The 17,344-nt window shown below is 69.4% G+C and carries 14 protein-coding genes; 12 read left to right on the top strand and 2 right to left on the bottom strand.

Features of this window, described 5'->3' with window-relative positions:
- Positions 1–37 precede the first annotated feature (37 nt).
- The 10 genes from ACFFGN_RS16745 to ACFFGN_RS16790 all read left to right on the top strand — a co-directional run bounded on the left by ACFFGN_RS16745 (position 38) and on the right by ACFFGN_RS16790 (position 14,074).
- On the top strand, positions 38–1,630 hold the full coding sequence (locus tag ACFFGN_RS16745) for an ABC transporter substrate-binding protein (protein WP_380048434.1): 1,593 nt from the start codon (positions 38–40) through the stop codon (positions 1,628–1,630).
- Complete coding sequence (locus ACFFGN_RS16750) at positions 1,627–2,622, top strand: ABC transporter permease (protein ID WP_380048436.1); 996 nt, start codon at positions 1,627–1,629, stop codon at positions 2,620–2,622. Before ACFFGN_RS16745 ends, ACFFGN_RS16750 begins: the two co-directional genes overlap by 4 nt.
- Positions 2,622–4,520, top strand: coding sequence for a dipeptide/oligopeptide/nickel ABC transporter permease/ATP-binding protein (locus ACFFGN_RS16755; protein ID WP_380048438.1), 1,899 nt, complete (start codon positions 2,622–2,624; stop codon positions 4,518–4,520). Before ACFFGN_RS16750 ends, ACFFGN_RS16755 begins: the two co-directional genes overlap by 1 nt.
- Positions 4,517–5,491 (top strand): oligopeptide/dipeptide ABC transporter ATP-binding protein, encoded by a 975-nt coding sequence (locus ACFFGN_RS16760; protein WP_380048440.1) that lies wholly within the window; start codon positions 4,517–4,519, stop codon positions 5,489–5,491. Before ACFFGN_RS16755 ends, ACFFGN_RS16760 begins: the two co-directional genes overlap by 4 nt.
- Position 5,492: 1 nt before the next feature.
- Complete coding sequence (locus ACFFGN_RS16765; RefSeq protein ID WP_380048442.1) at positions 5,493–8,780, top strand: serine hydrolase; 3,288 nt, start codon at positions 5,493–5,495, stop codon at positions 8,778–8,780.
- Complete coding sequence (locus tag ACFFGN_RS16770) at positions 8,777–9,862, top strand: M20 family metallopeptidase (protein ID WP_380048444.1); 1,086 nt, start codon at positions 8,777–8,779, stop codon at positions 9,860–9,862. The genes ACFFGN_RS16765 and ACFFGN_RS16770 overlap by 4 nt, the downstream gene beginning before the upstream one ends.
- Positions 9,859–10,758, top strand: a complete 900-nt coding sequence (locus ACFFGN_RS16775) for a GNAT family N-acetyltransferase (protein WP_380048446.1) — start codon at positions 9,859–9,861, stop codon at positions 10,756–10,758. The genes ACFFGN_RS16770 and ACFFGN_RS16775 overlap by 4 nt, the downstream gene beginning before the upstream one ends.
- Entirely contained in the window at positions 10,755–11,861 is a 1,107-nt protein-coding gene (gene menC / locus ACFFGN_RS16780) for an o-succinylbenzoate synthase (RefSeq protein ID WP_380048448.1), read from the top strand. Before ACFFGN_RS16775 ends, menC begins: the two co-directional genes overlap by 4 nt.
- A gap of 95 nt (positions 11,862–11,956) precedes the next feature.
- Entirely contained in the window at positions 11,957–13,603 is a 1,647-nt protein-coding gene (locus ACFFGN_RS16785) for a PucR family transcriptional regulator (RefSeq protein WP_380048450.1), read from the top strand.
- 153 nt (positions 13,604–13,756) lie between these two features.
- A complete protein-coding gene (locus ACFFGN_RS16790; protein WP_380048452.1) occupies positions 13,757–14,074 on the top strand; it encodes a hypothetical protein in 318 nt (105 codons plus the stop codon).
- A gap of 24 nt (positions 14,075–14,098) precedes the next feature.
- Here ACFFGN_RS16790 and ACFFGN_RS16795 read toward each other — a convergent pair whose 3' ends face one another.
- The gene (locus ACFFGN_RS16795) at positions 14,099–14,488 is read right to left on the bottom strand and encodes a hypothetical protein (protein WP_380048454.1); all 390 of its coding nucleotides are present in this window, start codon (positions 14,486–14,488) and stop codon (positions 14,099–14,101) included.
- A gap of 115 nt (positions 14,489–14,603) precedes the next feature.
- Here ACFFGN_RS16795 and ACFFGN_RS16800 point away from each other — a divergent pair, with 115 nt between their 5' ends.
- Entirely contained in the window at positions 14,604–15,746 is a 1,143-nt protein-coding gene (locus tag ACFFGN_RS16800; protein WP_380048456.1) for an aminotransferase class V-fold PLP-dependent enzyme, read from the top strand.
- 6 nt (positions 15,747–15,752) lie between these two features.
- Entirely contained in the window at positions 15,753–16,760 is a 1,008-nt protein-coding gene (locus ACFFGN_RS16805) for a hypothetical protein (RefSeq protein ID WP_380048458.1), read from the top strand.
- A 16-nt stretch (positions 16,761–16,776) separates the two neighbouring features.
- On the opposite strand, the gene ACFFGN_RS16810 is transcribed toward ACFFGN_RS16805, so the two are convergent.
- Positions 16,777–17,301, bottom strand: a complete 525-nt coding sequence (locus ACFFGN_RS16810; RefSeq protein ID WP_380048460.1) for a pyridoxamine 5'-phosphate oxidase family protein — start codon at positions 17,299–17,301, stop codon at positions 16,777–16,779.
- Between the last annotated feature and the right edge of the window lie 43 nt (positions 17,302–17,344).

The raw sequence follows: 17,344 nt of genomic DNA on the forward strand, positions 1-17,344 counted from the left end.
GGGCACCCGCACCTTCCCCTTCGCTGGAGGCAGTCCCATGAAAGCTGCACGAATCCTCATTCCCACCCTGACCGCGGCCGCGCTGACACTGACCGCCTGCGCTGGTGATGGCGGCGGCGCCGGCAGTACCGCCGCGGGCGGGGGCAAGCTCGCCGACGGCAAGACGTTCACGCACGCGATCACGACCGACCCGGGCAATCTCAATCCGACGATGACCGTGCTGTCGGTGACCAGGGCCGTCGGGCGGTTCCTGTACGGCCGGCTGCTGGAGGTCCAGGAAGACGGTTCGCTGGTCGGTGGCCTGGCCGAGAGGTGGTCCGGCGATACGACCAACGCGAGCTTCACGCTGCGCGAAGGCGTCACGTGTTCCGACGGCAGCCCGCTGACGGCCAAGGATGTCGCGGCCAACATCAACTTCATCGGTGACCCGGCGAACAAGTCGCCCCTGACCGGCTTGTGGGTCGAGCCCGGTACCAAGGCCGTGGGTGATGACGCGGCGCGGACCGTCACCGTGAAGAGCGGCGCGCCGAGCGCGTTCCTGCTGCACAACGTCGGCACCCTGTCGATCGCGTGCGGACCAGGGCTGAAGGACCCGAAGCTGCTGGCCAAGGGCGAAGCGGGCACCGGCATGTACACGATCGACGAGATCGTGCCGAACGACCACTACACGCTCAGCCGGCGCCAGGACTTCAAGTCAGGAGCCGGTGATCCCAACCAGAAGGGCCTGCCGGACAAGGTCGTCTTCAAGGTCATTCCGAACGAGACGACCGCGGTGAACCTGCTGCTGTCGGGCGAGCTCAACGTCGCCAGCGTGATCGGACCCGACCAGGAGCGGCTGCAGGCACAGAAGTTGTTCCACTCCGACTTGCAGGCGCCGTCGGGTCAGCTCTACTTCAACCAGGCGCCCGGCCGCGCGACCGAGAACGAGGCGGTACGGCGGGCCCTGGTGCAGGCGCTCGATCTCGGCAAGGTCGGCAAGGTGCTGACGAACGGCAAGGGCACTCCGGCCACCAGCCTGGTCACGATCGCGCCGAATCCGTGTCGCGGGGACAACGTGGACGGCAACGTGCCGACGTTCGACGCGGCCGCCGCCAAGGCCGGTTTCGACAAGGCCGGCTGGCTGTCCGGCGCGGACGGCGTACGCGCCAAGGACGGTAAGAAGCTCGCGCTCACCTTCATCTATGGAACGGCGGGTGGTCCGACCGCGACGGCGGCCGCCGAGCTGGTCCAGCAGCAGTGGAAGGCCCTCGGCGTTGAGGCGACCTTGAAGGCCGTCGACAGCACCGGCCTGAACGAGGTGCTGTTCAGCACCGGCGCGTGGGACGTCTCGATGTCGCCGGTCAGCATCAGCCTGCCGAGCCAGTTCGTGCCGTTCATCAGCGGCGCGGCACCGCCGAAGGGCGTCAACTTCGGCCACGTGAACAACCAGGACTACGTGGCCAGCGTCGGCAAGGCGACACGTCAGGCGGGCAAGGCCGGCTGCGCCGACTGGTCCGCGGCCGAGGTGGCCCTGTTCAAGTCGGTCGACGTGGTGCCGTTCATCAACTCGACCGTGCCCTATTTCGGAAAGGGCGCCGAGTTCAAGGCCGACGACGGCGTGGATCCCGCGTCGATCCGGATGTTCGAGTGACGGCGAGTACGGCGGTCCGGCCGCGCGGGGTGACGGCAGTCCGGGACAGCCCCTGGCTGACGTTCACCGCGCGCCGGCTGGCCCGGTTCGTGGTGTCGCTGTGGGTGCTGGTCACCGCGGCCTTTCTGATGATCCACCTGGTGCCCGGCGATCCGGTCCGGGCGGCGCTCGGCATGAACACGCCGGTCGAGGTCGTCAACGCCCGGCGCGAGGCGCTCGGCCTGAACGATTCGCTGCCGGTCCAGTACTGGCATTACCTGCAGGGCCTGTTCAGCGGCGACCTCGGCATCTCGATGGGCAGTAACGAGGCGGTCGCCAAGGTGATCTCGGACCGCTTGCCGGCCACGCTGCAACTGGCCGTGCTCGCGTTTGCCGTCGTGGTGCTGATCGCCATCCCGGTTGGCGTACTCATGGCCGTGCTCACCCGGGGTGGACGGCGCCGGGGCGGTGAGCTGGCGTTCGCGAGCACAAGCGTGGTGGTGGCCGCGGTACCGGAATTCCTGGTTGCCGTCTCGCTGGTCTACGTATTCGCGGTCAGCCTCGGCTGGTTCCCGGTCGCGGGCGCCGCCGGGCCGGCCTCCTTCGTGCTGCCCGTGGTCGCGCTGGCCATCGGTCCCGCGGCCGTGCTGGCCCGGATCGTGCGAGTCGAGATGCTCGCTGTGCTGAGCAACGACTTCATCCGGACCGCGCGGGCGAAACGCCTGCGGCCGCGGCTGATCTACACCCGGCACGCCCTGCCCAACGCGCTCACCGCCACGCTCACGCTCGGCGGACTGCTGCTGGCCGCGCTCGTCGCCGGCACGGTCCTGGTGGAGAACGTCTTCGCCTGGCCGGGGCTGGGCACGAAGATCGTGAGCTCGATTCTGGCGAAGGACTATCCGCTGGTGCAGGGCATCGTGCTGGTCTACGGCTTCGGCGTATTGCTGGTGAATCTGGTCGTGGACGTGCTGCTCGCCGTACTCGATCCGCGCTCGACGATTCGGGAGGCCTGATGGCACGGCGGCGCGCGACGGCCATGGCGATGGTCCGTACCCCGCTCGGCGCGAGCGCGGTTGTGCTGCTGACGGCGATGATCGCGCTGGCGGTGTTCGCACCGGTGCTCTGGGGTGAGCCGGCCGCGGCGATCGATACCGACGCGATCCAGCAAGGCCCGTCGGCCGATCACCTGCTCGGCACGGACGCGCTGGGACGCGACATCTTCTACCGCGTTCTCGTGGCCAGCCGGCTCTCGCTCGGTTTGGCCCTGGGGGCGACGCTGCTCGGTGTCGTCGTGGGCACTCTGCTCGGTACGGCACCCTCGGTGCTGCCCAGACGCGCGGGCCGGCTGGTCACCGCCGGGGTCAACATCGCGGTGGCCTTTCCCGGTCTGCTACTGGCCCTGTTCTTCGCCGTCATCTTCGGTGTCGGTACGACGGGCGCGATGCTGGCCATCGGTCTGGCGACCGCGCCGAGCTTTGCCCGGCTGACGCAAACCCTCTCGGCGTCCGTCGCGGGACTCGACTATGTCGCGGCCGCGCGGATCGCGGGTGTCAGCCGGATCCGGATCCTGCTGCGCCACATCCTGCCCAACATCGCCGAACCCCTGGTGGTCAACGCGACGATCGGCGCCGGCGCTTCGCTGCTCGCCTTCGCCGGTTTGTCGTTCCTCGGTATCGGCGTCCAGGCTCCGTCGTACGACTGGGGCCGGTTGCTCGGCGAAGGCCTGAACCGCATCTACACCAACCCGGCCGCCGCCCTCGGTCCCGGCCTCGCGGTGGTTGTCGCCGGGCTCGCGTTCAACCTCTTCGGCGAGACTCTCGCGGCGGTGGTTGGCCAGCGGAAGCCCGAGCCGCGAGTCGGCGTACTGCCCGAACCGGCGCCCATCGCGGACGGCCCGGCCGATAGCGACGCGGTGCTTCAGGTGGAAGACCTGCGCGTGAGTTTTCCGTCCGCCGCGGGATGGACGACGCCGGTGCGCGGGGTGTCGTTCAGCGTGCACGCGGGGGAGGCCGTCGGAGTCGTTGGCGAGTCGGGTTCGGGCAAGAGCCTGACCGCGTTGGCGGTCTCACGGTTGATCGAGTCGCCTGGAGTGGTCACTGCGGCCCGGCTCGACTTCATCGGCGTACCGCTGCTGTCGACGCCCGAACGCGAGTTGCGCACTCTGCTTGGTACGTCGCTCGCGATGGTCTTCCAGGACCCGACCACCTCGTTCAACCCCACCCGCCGGATCGGCCGGCAGTTGGCGGAGGCGGCCGAGGAACACCAAGGCCTGAGCCGGGGGAAGGCCTTGGCCCTCGCCGTACGGAAGTTGCAGGCGGTTCGTGTACCGGCGGCGGAGCGGCGCGCGCGACAGTACCCGCACGAGTTCTCCGGCGGAATGCGGCAGCGGGCCATGATCGGCATGGGCCTGATGGGTACGCCGAAACTGGTGATCGCCGACGAGCCGACCACCGCGCTCGACGTCACGGTGCAACGCCAGGTGCTACGGCTGCTGGCCCAGGTCCGCAGCGATACCCAGGCCGCGATCATGCTGATCAGCCACGACATCACGATCGTCTCGCAGACCTGCGACCGGGTGCTGGTGATGTACGCCGGGCGCATCGTCGAGGACCTTCCGGTGGACCGGCTGCACACGGCGGCACGTCATCCGTACACGCGGGCGCTACTCGACGTCGTACCCGATCTCGACACCGATCGGCACCAGCCGCTCGGCGTGATTCCGGGACGTCCGCCCGAGCCGGGCCACCTGCCGGCCGGCTGTGCCTTTGCCGCACGATGCGCCTTTGCCAGCGAGCAGTGCCGGGGCGAGGACCCGCTACTGCTGGACGTCGGCGGGTCGCATCGCGTGGCGTGCTGGCATCCAGTGGTCACTGTCGAAGACCGGGCATTGACGGCGGGAGGTGCGCGATGAGCGAGCTGCGCTTCGACGGGCTGAGCGTGAAGTACGGCGGCCTGACCGCAGTCGACCAGGTGAGTCTGACCGTGCCGTCCGGGTCGGTCGTCGGCCTCGTGGGCGAATCCGGCTCAGGCAAATCGACGCTGGCCCGGGCCGCCGTCGGGTTGGCTCCGGTCAGCGAGGGCAAGGTACTTCTCGACGGTGTCGACGTGAGCCGAAGCGGCCGCGGCCGGCGTCCGATCCAGATGGTGTTCCAGGATCCGTACGCCTCGCTCGATCCGCGGATGACGATCGGCGAGTCGATCGCCGAGGCCATGCCGCGCGGCTTGTTCCGGGGGAGCGCGCGGGGCCAGGAGGTGGCTCGATTACTGGAGCTGGTGAATCTCGACCCGGACCGTTCCGCCGTACTGCCCGGCCAGTTGTCCGGCGGACAGCGGCAGCGGATCGCGCTGGCGCGGGCGCTTGCCGGTCAGCCCGAGGTGGTCATCGCCGACGAGATCACCTCCGCGTTGGACGTGTCGGTCCAGGGCGCCGTACTGAACCTGGTGCGGGACGTGCAGACCCGGCTCGGTCTCACGATGCTGTTCATCTCGCACAACCTGGCGGTGGTGCGCTACATCAGCGACTACATCGCGGTGATGTACCTGGGCCGGATCGTGGAGATCGGCACGGTCGACGGCCTGCTCGCCGATCCGTTGCACCCGTACACCCGCGAGCTGCTCGACGCGGCGCCATCGCGGCGGAGCGCGTTGCTCGCCGCGGAACCGCCCGCCGTCGCCGACAGCGAACCAGCCGATCCACACCAGCCGCCCGCCGGCTGCCGCTTCCATCCCCGCTGTCCGATCGGGCCGTTGGTCCATCCGGACCGGACCGTGTGCGTCACCGACGATCCGGCCCTCGGCACGTCCGACCGGCAGCACCACGCTGCCTGTCACTTCGCGCCCGCCCTCGCAGCCGGCGCTATCCAGATCTCATCTCAGGAGTGACATGACTCGACGCCCGACCATAAACGACTTGTACGACCTGGCGTTGCCCGAGCAGCCCGCAGCGGGTCCCGACGGCAGCATCGCCTATGTGCTGCGCACGGCGGACCGTGAGGCCGACCGGGATCGGCGTGCGCTGTGGCTCAGCCCGGCCGAGGGCGAAGCGGTGCAGCTGACCCGGGCCGGTGACGATCAGGCCCCGGCGTGGTCGCCCGACGGACAGCGGATCGCCTTCCTGCGTTCGGCGGAAGGGCCCGCGCAGCTGTGGATCCTGCCGGTTGGCGGCGGTGAGCCTGAGCAGGTGACGACCTTGCCGCTCGGCGCTGGTACGCCGGTTTGGAGTCCCGATGGCACCAGGTTGGCCTTCGCCGCGCCGATCGACCTGCTGAATCCGAAGGACGACGACGTACCGGTTGTGGCGGACCGCCTCGACTTCAAGGCCGACGGAGCCGGGCTGATCCGCGGGATTCGCAAGCACGTCCACGTGCTCGACTTGGCGAGCCGCGACGTCCGTCAGGTGACGCTTGGCGACTGGCACGCCGGCGACCCCGCCTGGTCGCCCGATGGCACGAGGCTCGCCTTTACCGCGGCACGGGACGCTGACGCGGATCTGACTTTCCGTTCGGCGGCGTACGTCGTGGACGCGAACGCGCGGACCGCTCAGCCCGAGCTGGTCGGCGGGACGGACTGGATGCTCGGCACGGTCGGCTGGACCCCGCACGGCGAGGCGCTGCTGGCCGTCGGGCGTACCGACACCGAGGTGGGCCACGCCGGGCTGCTGCGGATACCGCTCGACGGCGGCGAGGTGGTCGACCTGGCGGCCGGGCTGGATCGCAACGTGATGCCCGGTGGTCCCGGCTATCCAGGGGCTTTGCCGCAGGTCACGGCAGACGGCCGATCGGTCGTGTTCTGCGTTCGCGATCGCGGTTACACCCATCTCTACGAGGCTGGTCTCGACGGCTCCGCGCCAAAGTGTCTCGTCGGCGGCGCGCAGAACGTCTCCGGCGCCTCCGTCGCGGACGGTGCCGTCGCGATCGTGCTCGGTACCACCACGTCGTACGGCGAAGTGGCGACGGTCGATCGCGCGTCCGGCGAGGTGACCACACGCTCCACCCACGGGCCGTCCGAGCTGGACCTGTTCGTGCACGAGGAGCGCGAGTTCATCATCTCTGACGGCACGGTCGTACACGGCTGGCTGCTGCGCGATCCGGCGGCGAGCGGACCGCGGCCGTTGCTCGTCGACATCCACGGCGGACCGCACAACGCGTGGAACGGCTCGGCGGATCCGGTGCACCTGTACCACCAGGCCCTCGCCGAACGCGGCTGGGCGATTCTGTTGCTCAACCCCCGAGCCAGCGACGGCTACGGAGAGGCGTTCTTCAGAGGCAGCCTGGGCGCGTGGGGTCTATCCGACGCGAAGGACTTCCTCGAGCCGATCGACCAACTCGTCGCCGAGCAGGCCGTTGACGCCGAGCGGTTGGCCGTCGCGGGCTACAGCTACGGCGGCTTCATGACGTGTTACCTGACCAGCCGGGATCAGCGTTTCGCGGCGGCCGTCGCCGGGGGAGTCGTTGCCGACCTGTCGAGCATGGGAGGCACCTCGGACGCGGGCCACTTCCTCACCGCGAAGGAGCTTGGCGAGGACGTCGAGGCGCAGTCGCCGTTCAGCCGCGTTCGTGACGTACGGACGCCCACGCTGATCGTGCAGGGCGGGGACGACGTACGGTGCCCGATCGGACAGGCGGAGCAGTGGTTCACCGCTTTGCGCGAGCAGAACGTGCCGACCCGGCTGGTGCTCTACCCGGGTGGATCGCACCTGTTCATCCTCAGCGGCAAGCCCTCGCACCGCGCCGACTGGAACCAGCGGGTGGTCGACTGGGTCGAGCAGTACGCCGGCGTGCCCGGCCGCCCGCGTCGCGTTCCGATCGACCAGGCGCATTGGCAGCGGCGGCTCAACGAACTCGCCGAAACTCACCGCGTGCCCGGCGCGACCCTGGGGATCCTGCGCCTGGGGGACGAGCCGGTGGTCGCACACAGTGGCGTGCTGAACCTGGCGACCGGGGTCGAGGTGACCGCCGACTCGGTGTTCCAGATCGGCTCGATCACCAAGGTCTGGACCACCACCGTGGTGATGCAGCTGGTCGACGAGGGAAAGCTCGACCTGGACACCCCGATCGCGGAGCTGCTGCCCGAGTTGCGCCTGTTCGATCCCGAGGTGACCAAGCGCGTCACCATGCGGCACCTGCTCACGCACACCAGCGGCATCGACGGTGACGTGTTCACCGACACCGGCCGTGGCGACGACTGCCTCGAGCGGTACGTCGACCAGCTCGACCAGGCCGCGCAGAACCACCCGCTTGGCGCGACGTTCTCGTACTGCAACTCCGGGTTCAACCTGGCTGGCCGGGTGATCGAGAAGCTCACCGGTCAGACCTGGGACCAGGCGATGCGCGAGCGGCTGTTCACGCCGCTCGGGTTGACCCACACCGTCACGCTGCCCGAGGAGGCGCTGATGTTCCGGGCGGCGGTCGGGCATGTTGCTGAGGGCAACGAGGACCCGAAACCCGCACCGCTGTGGAGCCTGCCCAGGTCGCTCGGACCAGCCGGGCTCGTCACCGCCTCAGCGGCCGACGTACTGGCGTTCGCGCGGTTGCACCTGACGAGTGGATTAGGTGCCGACGGCAACCGCGTACTCAGCGAGGCCGCCGCCACGGAGATGACGGCCAAGCAGGCCGACGTACCGGATCAGCACACGCTCGGCGATTCGTGGGGCCTGGGCTGGATCCGGATGGAGTGGGACGGCCAGCGGATGTACGGCCATGACGGCAATACGATCGGGCAGTCGGCGTTCCTGCGGATCCTGCCTGGCCACGAGTTCGCCGTCACGCTGCTGACCAACGGCGGCCACGCGCGCGATCTGTACGAGGACCTCTATCGGGAGGTCTTCGCCGAGCTGACGGGGGTCGCGATGCCCCGGCCGCTGGCGCCCGCCGCGCAGCCGCCGAAGGTGGACGCGAGCGCCTACCTGGGCACGTACGAGCGGGCCAGCATGCGGATGGAGGTCTTCGAGTCCGACGGCACGCTGCGGCTGCGGCGCACGATGACCGGGCCACTCGCGGCGATGCTGCCGGACCCGGCGCAGGAGTTCGAGCTGGTGGCCATCGACGAGTCCACCTTCGTCGTACGGGAAGAAGGCGGGTTGAGCTGGACGCCGGTGGTGTTCTACTCGCTGCCCACTGGCGAGCAGTACGTGCACCACGGCGTACGCGCGACTCCGAAGGTGTCGGGATGATCGAGGACATCGAGACGCTGGTCCGGTGCGAATCGCCCTCGGCCGACCTGGTCGCCGTGGCCCGCAGCGCTGAGACCGTCGCGGAGCTGGGGACCCGGCTGCTGGGGGTCGCGCCGGCGTTCATCGTGCTGGACGGGCGTACCCACCTGCGGTGGCGGTTCGGCGAGGTGCCGCGCGTTCTCGTACTGGGGCATCACGACACCGTCTGGCCGATCGGCTCGCTGGCGACGCACCCGTTCGACGTACAAGACGGAGTACTGCGAGGGCCGGGGTGCTTCGACATGAAGGCCGGTCTCGTGATGGCCTTCCACGCCCTCGCGGCACTGGACGACCTCGATGGGGTGACTCTGCTCGTCACCGGCGACGAGGAACTCGGTTCGCCCAGTTCGCGCCAGCTCATCGAGGACGAAGCCCGCGGTTGCCGGGCGGCATTCGTACTGGAGGCCTCGGCCGACGGTGGCGCGCTGAAGACCGAACGCAAAGGCGTCTCGCGGTACGACGTACGGGTCCTTGGTCGCGCCGCGCATGCCGGACTCGAGCCGGAGCGTGGCGTGAGCGCCACGATCGAGGTGGCCCACCAGGTACTGGCCGTGGCCGCGATGGGCGATCCGGCCGCGGGCACAACCGTCACGCCGACCCGCCTCGACGCCGGTACGACCACCAACACCGTGGCGGCCCGGGCGGAGTTCGCCGTCGACGTACGGGTGCGGAACGTAGCTGAGCAGGAGCGGGTCGACCGGGACATTCGCGCGCTGCAACCGGTGCTGCCGGAGGCCCGCATCGAGGTCACCGGTGGTGGCAATCGGCCGCCGTTGCAGGCGAGGGCCTCGGCGGAGTTGTTCGCCCGGGCGCAACGGCTCGCGGAAGGCCTCGGGCTGAAGCCGCTCACCTCGGCCGCGGTCGGTGGCGCCTCGGACGGCAACTTCACCGCGGGCATCGGTACACCGACGCTGGACGGCCTCGGCGCTGTTGGTGGCGGCGCCCATGCGGACTCCGAGCACGTGATCGTGGCCGAACTGCCCGGCCGTACGGCGTTGTTGCGCGCGCTGATGACCGACGTACGGCGGGATGAGCAATCGTGACCAGGACGATCGCCACGGACCTGGCGCGCGCCGACCTGCCCGCAGGGGTGGTTGACGCCGTGGCTGCCGCCGACGCTGCGGCGTCTTCCGCGGGGGTGTTCATCCGCGGCCTCGACCGGATGGCGGAGCTGGACGCGGTGTGCGACCTGTTCGACCGGATCTGGCGGTTCGACGGCGGTCACGCGCCGGTGAGCTCGGAGCTGCTGCGTGCGATGTCCCGGGCCGGCGGGTACGTCGCCGGGGCGTTCGAGGGTGACGAGCTGGTCGGCGCCTGCGTCGGGTTCTTCTCGCCACCGGCCGAATTCGGGCTGCACAGCCACATCGCCGGGGTTTCACCGAAGACCCGCGGCCGCAGCGTCGGCTTCGCGATGAAGGTGCATCAGCGGGCGTGGGCGATGGCGCAGGGCCTCACGAAGATCTCGTGGACGTACGACCCGTTGGTGGGGCGCAACGCGTACTTCAATCTAGTGAAGCTGGGTGCGCGCCCGGCGGAGTACCTGGCCAATTTCTACGGCCCGATGAACGACGCCCTCAACGCCGGCGACGACACCGACCGGCTGATGGTGACCTGGCAGCTCGAAGACCCGCTGGTCGCGGCCGCGTGTGCCGGTGCGCCTTCGATCGCCGATCTCGTGGCCGAACGGGCCGCGGGTGCGCAGGCGATGCTCGCCAGGTCGGATTCGGGTGATCCCGTTCGCCATGACGTCGACGCACGAACCGTGCTCATCGCCGTACCGCCTGACATCGAAAGGCTCCGGGGCGATGACCCGATGAGCGCGGGCCGCTGGCGGCTGGCGGTGCGCGACTGCCTGGGCGGCCTGCTCGATCAAGGCGCACGCGTCCGCGGCTTCGCCCGCTCGGACTACTACATCGTCGACAGAGGAGACCAGTCATGAAACTCACCGGCGTCGAGCTGCGCACGATCCAGCTGCCACTGGTTTCGCCGTTCCGGACCTCGTTCGGAACTCAGACCGTGCGGGAGGCGCTGCTGCTGCGCGCGGTCACGCCCGAGGCCGAAGGCTGGGGTGAATGTGTCGCGATGAGCGACCCGCTCTACTCCTCGGAGTACGTCGCGGGTTGTGCCGATGTGCTGCGCCGGTTCCTGATCCCGGCCCTGGCTCAGGTGGATCGACTGAGCGCTCAGGCGGTCGCGCCGGCGCTGGCGCCGTTCAAGCAGCACCGAATGGCGAAGGCGGCTCTGGAGATGGCCGTGTTGGACGCCGAACTACGCGCCAAGGGAGTCTCGTTCGGGCAGGAACTGGGCGCGGCGGTCGATCGGGTGCCCTGCGGGGTATCGGTCGGCATCATGGACTCGATCCCGGCTTTACTGGACGCGGTCGCGGGCTATCTCGACGAGGGCTATCTGCGGATCAAGCTGAAGATCGAGCCGGGCTGGGACTTCGAGCCCGTGCGGGCGGTGCGTGAGCAGTTCGGGGACGCGGTGTTGCTGCAGGTGGACGCGAACACGGCCTACCGGCGTTCTGACGCGAGGCATCTGGCGCGGCTGGATCCGTTCGACCTGCTGCTGATCGAGCAGCCGCTTGATGAGGAGGACCTGCTCGGGCACGCCCAGCTCGCGAAGGTGATCAGCACGCCAGTATGCCTGGATGAGTCGATCGTTTCAGCGCGGGCGGCGGCCGACGCGATCGCGATGGGGGCTTGCTCGATCGTGAACATCAAGCCTGGCCGGGTCGGCGGCTATCTCGAAGCGCGGCGGATCCACGATCTGTGTGTTGCGCACGACATCCCGGTCTGGTGTGGCGGGATGCTGGAGACAGGGCTTGGCAGGGCGGCCAATGTGGCGCTCGCGGCGTTGCCGGGATTCACGTTGCCGGGGGATACGTCGGCGTCTTCGCGGTATTACGCGATGGATGTGACCGAGCCGTTCCAGCTCGACGACGGGCATCTGGTGGTGCCGACCGGGCCGGGGCTGGGCGTCGAGCCGTTGCCGGACGCCCTCGACGCGGTGACGGTGAGCACGGAGTGGATCGGGCTCTGAACGTTTTGTCGTTGGTTTGAGCGGACCGATCGAGGCTACGATTTTGTGGTGATGGACGAATCTGAGCGGGACCCGGCGCTGTTAGCGTCGGGTTCGTGCTTGTTCCCGTGACCACCCGCCCGCGGGCCAGCCTCGGCCGCATCCTCGAGGATCTCGGCTCCACACTGCTGGACCTGGTCTGCGGCGAACCTGGTCGGTCCGATCACATCGCGGCCGTGGTGATTCACGATCCCCACGACGAACCGGCTCCGCAGGGCCGCGCGCTCGTCCTGGGTGTCGGCTTGCGCGATCCGGCCGCGATCGCCCGGCTGCTCGACGACCTCGGCCGGTACGACGCGGCCGGTCTCGTCGTACGGGCGCCGGTGGAACTCACCGACGAACTCGCGGCGGCGGTCACGCGTTCCGGGGTCGCGCTGCTCGGACTCACCCGGGGTGCGTCGTGGGCCCAACTCGCCGCGTTGCTGCGGTCGTTGATCGCCGAGGGCGACGTCGGGGAAATCGGCCAGGAGACGCTGGGCGGAATGCCCTCGGGCGATCTGTTCGCGCTGGCGAACGCGATTTCCACACTGCTCGACGCGCCCATCACGATCGAGGACCGGAACTCCCGCGTGCTGGCCTTCTCCGGACGCCAGGACGAGGCCGACCCGTCGCGGGTCGAGACGATCCTCGGCCGGCAGGTCCCGGAGCGGTTCACGCGCATCCTGGAAGAGCGCGGGGTGTTCCACGACCTGTATCGCAGCGATGTGCCGATCGACGTAGCGCCGATGCCGAGCCCGGTGGACGGCTTGCACCTGCCTCGGGTGGCGCTGGCCGTTCGGGCCGGTGACGAGATTCTCGGGTCGATTTGGGCCGCGGTCCATTCGCCGTTGTCGGCCGAGCGCCGGCAGGCGTTGCGCGATGCCGCGAAGCTGGTTGCCCTGCACCTGTTACGGGAACGCGCTGGCGCGGACGTCGAACGGCGCCTTCGCGCAGACCTGGTTGCGACCGCCTTGGAAGCCGGTGCGGGGGCGCCCGAGGCCTTGGCGCGGCTCGGGCTCGCCGATCAGAGCTGCGTGGTGCTCGCGCTGTCGCCGGTGGATTCGCCCGAGCTCGAGGGGGCGGGGCTGGTGGGGGAGAGGCAACGGATCGCGGACGCGTTCTCGATGCACCTCAGCGCCGTTCATCCTCGCTCGGCGGCGACCCTGATCGGCGACACCGTCTACGCGATCCTGGCCGTACGGCGCGACCAGGCCGACGCCGAGGAACGGGCGGTTGGCGTCGCCACGGATTTCCTCGACCGGATCGGGACAGGTCGTCGGCTCCTGGTGGGGGTCGGCGCGGTGGCGGTGGACAACGCGGCGTTGGCTCGTTCGCGGACGGGCGCCGATCGCGCGCTGCGGGTGTTGCGGTTGGGGCGTTCGCCTGCGGCGGTTGCGCGGATCAGTGAGGTGTCTGTGGATGCGCTGCTGCTGGAGCTGGCCGATCTGGCCCAGGCGCGCGGGGACGAGCCGACCGGGCCGGTGGCACGCTTGATGGCGTACGACCTCCAGCGGCGGAGTTGCCTGGTCGAAACACTGGAGGCGTGGCTGGACGCATTCGGGGACGTGATCGCGGCCTCGGCGGCGGTCTACGTCCATCCGAACACCTTCCGCTACCGCCTTCGCCGCCTGGCCGAGGTAGGCGGTCTGGACCTGGACGACCCCAACGCCCGCTTCGCCGCCATGCTGGAACTCCGCCTAATCTCCCGCACCCGCCCACAGTGACCAGCCGACGCCGGTCCCCCCAGCATCCGCCCTGCCGCCGCCGACATCCTGCCGCGTACATACCCGACCGCTCGTCACACGGCCCGCGCGACCATCCGGCCACACCCGGCCACGACCGTGGGGCGCCTACCCGTCGAACTGAAGGGCTGAGCTGTGCCTGACCGACCTGAGATTGTGTGCATCTGCGGCTCGATCCGGTTCGCGGCCGAGATGCATGCGGCGAATCGCGACCTGACCCTGGCAGGCGCCATCGTCGTCGCGCCGGGAGTCCTGCCCGCCGAGGATGACGAAGCGAAGGGCATCACCGACGAGCAGAAGACCGCGTTGGGCGCCCTGCACCTGCGCAAGATCGACCTGGCTGATCGTGTTCTGATCGTCAACCCCGGCGGGTACATCGGCGAGTCGACGAGCAAGGAGATTGCCTACGCCCGCGCCTGCGGCAAACCGGTCTCGTTCACCGATCCCGTCTGACCAGTCGGCACTTTGTGGAGCGGCCTAGGAGTTCTTGAGCTCGTCCAGCTTCTTGCGGCCGTTGGCACGAGCCGCTGCGGTGAAGGCGAACAGGTCGATATCGGAGAGAAAGACCAGCACCTTCGCGTCATCGGGCTCGTCGATCAGCGCACTCACGGCGGTGATGGCCTCATCGGTGGAATCGGCCGCGAGGATGGCCTCGATCACCTGCGGCAGCTGGTCGCCGATGCGCTGGAACATCTCGAGCCGCTCGATCTTTCGGCGCCGGATCTCGTCGGGCTGATCGGGATCGGGCGCGTGCCGCATGACCTCATCGACGTACTGCTCGCCGTCGCGGACCCAGAGCGCGTCGATGCGTTCGCCGACGGTGGCGAGGTCACGCGCGATGGCGGGGATCTCGCTGGTGCGGATCACGATGCGACTGCGGTCGGTGGTGCGCAGGGCGGGTCGGTGTCTGGGCGAAGGCCTCTGTCTCATCAGCGGGCATCTGCCCACGGTAGTGCCGCCTGGGTGCAGGTAGGTTTGGGTGGTGACCGACCACACCACGCCCCGCCCCGAGCTGTGGAGTCTCGACCCCGGCCAGGTGCACCTGAACCACGGCTCGTTCGGTGCCGTCCCGGTTCGCACCCAGCAGGTCCAGGCCGCCTTGCTCGCCGAGGCCGACACCAACCCGATGCGCTGGTTCCGCTCGGTCGGGGCGCGCGTGGCCGCCGCCCGGCTCGAGCTGGCCGCCTACCTGCAGACGGACCCGGCCGGCTTCACCCTGGTGCCGAACGCCAGCGCCGGAGTCACCGCCGCCCTCACCACACTGCCGATTCCGGCCGGTAGCCGGATCCTGCTGACGAATCACACGTACGGCGCGGTTCGGTTCGCCGCGCAGCGTTTTGCCCGGTTGAACGGCGCCGAGGTGGTCGAGGTCGCCATCCCGCTGGAGGCCGACGACGAGTCGGTGGTGGCCGCGATCGCCGCCGCGCTGGACGACCGTACGGCCGTGTTCGTGGTGGACCAGATCAGCTCCGCGACAGCGATGACGTTCCCGATCGCGCGACTGGTCGAGGTGTGCCACGCCGTCGACGTACCGGTCGTAGTGGACGGCGCTCACGCGCCTGCGCTGATCGACGCCCCGGCTGAGCACGGCGCCGACTTCTGGACCGGCAACTTCCACAAGTGGCCTTGTACGCCGCGAGGCACAGCCGGGCTTGTTGTCGCGCCCAAGTGGCGGGAGACCACACAGCCGCTCGTGGTGTCTTGGTCGGAGTACGGCGACTTGCCCGAGCGGTTCGACCAGCAGGCCACGAACGACTACACGGCCTGGATCGCGGCTCCCGAGTCTCTGCGCCTCCTGGCCGAGCTGGAGTGGCCGCGCCGCCTGCAGCACCTCTCGACCCTGGTGGACGAAGCAGCGCTGACACTGGCGAAGGCTCTCGGCACGGGCGTGGCCGAGGTAGCGCGACCTGCCGCCACGATGCGGCTGGTGGAACTGCCTTCCGCGGTGCAGCTGACGCAGGAGTCAGGGGAGGCGCTGAAGGAACGGGCCTCCCGGGAGATCGGGGCCGAGATCACCGTGACCGGATTCGACGGGCGCTCGTTCGTTCGGCTGTCGGCCCACGCGTACAACTCGATCCGCGACTACGAAATCCTCTCGGAGAGACTCCCTCGGCTACTACGCTGATCGGTCATGAAGCAGCACGGCGACGATCACTGGCACGGCCACCGCGAAATCACCCAGGAAGCGGTCAAGCGGCTCTACGCCACGATGGCCGGTCCGGACGGGCGTATCCGCGGGCTTGACGAGCAGCGCTACTTCGAGGCGCTCGACAAGGCCCAGGCGCATATCGACCGCCCAGTCGGTGCCGGGCTGGTGCGCAACTTCAACGGCACCAACCTCACCGTGCCGTACGTCGGCCCGGGCCCGACCACGCACTCGGCCTGGGCCAATCCCGGCGTACAGCGCGAGCACTTCATGGCCGACCCGTACAAGTCGGGCCCGGAGAACCTCGCCATCAACGCGAGCTATCTCGACGACGCGATGGCCGCCGCACGCCAAGCCGGTGCCGCCGCCACCGGGCCGGACGACATCCTGCGGCAGGAGATGCCGCCGCTCGGTGCCGCCGTTCACTCGATCCAGGACAGCTACAGCGGCGCGCACGCGTGGCGGGAGGACTCGGTCTACGAGGGAAACGTCGAGGCGCCGGTCCAGTCGTTCCACGTGTTCACGCCGGCGCACGCGGTCGGCATCGACGATGGCAAGAACACGCACGCGGACGAGTTCGACAAGCCGCCGATCGAGTCGGGATCGGCCCGGGCCGCGACCGAGGCGACGTTCCGGTTGTTGCAGGCGCACGAGCAGGGTTATCGGACCAGCCCGGACCAGGCCCGCGCGGAGCTGTGGAAGGCACTCGGCCCGATGGTCACACCGTCCGCGTCGGGTGTCACCGTGAACACCGCGCCCACCGCGGAGTGGGCCGCCGAACGCGATCGCCGCGTCGCCCTCGAGCACAACCCGCCCGGCGCCCAATTCGGTGCCGAGGAGCTGCGGGTGCTGGGCGACGTCCTGGCGACGCAGCCGGGCAGCCCGCTCTCGGCCGGCCCGCAGGCGGCAACACCCGACGGCCGGGTGAGCGACGCGCGGCCCGCGTCGCATCACCTCGGCCGCTCTACCGGTCCGGACGGTCCCGCCCGCTGAACCTTCCGCTGACGGGCTAGGTGCTGACGCCGCGTTTGGCGAGCAGCTCGGCGCGGTTGGCGGTGTAGCCGACCATCCAGTGTGGATAGAACCGGTACATCGCGATGTCCTCACCCCAGGTCAGTGGGGAACTGCCGTAAAACGCCGTCCAATGCCCGATCATCTCATCCCACCCTGGATCGGATTCGTCGAGCCGCTCGGCCCGGCCGTGACTGAAGACGGCCAGTTCCTCGCCGTCGACGTGCGCCACGCTCACCGCCGGCCGAACCGCGATGTGCCGCGCCTTCGCCGCCGCCGCGTCCGTCCCGAACGTCCAGGTGCCGTGCAGGAAATGCCCGTCCAGCGCGCTGATCCGTGGCTCGCCCTTGGCGGTCACGGTGGCGACACTGAGCACCTTCATCCCGGTCAGCAGCGCGACGAGGTCCTTCGCGGACAGCATCCGCTCGTCGTTGATGATGTTGCGCAAGTGGCCCGTCGACGACCCATGCGACCTGTCCAGCAACTCCTGTAAAGCAGCTACTTCGGCTTCCGTCTCAAGCATGCCCCCACGCTAACCACCCTCACCGACAATTTTTCGCTCCACC

The organism is Kribbella deserti, assembly GCF_042434725.1.
In the GTDB taxonomy this organism is placed as follows: domain Bacteria; phylum Actinomycetota; class Actinomycetes; order Propionibacteriales; family Kribbellaceae; genus Kribbella; species Kribbella deserti.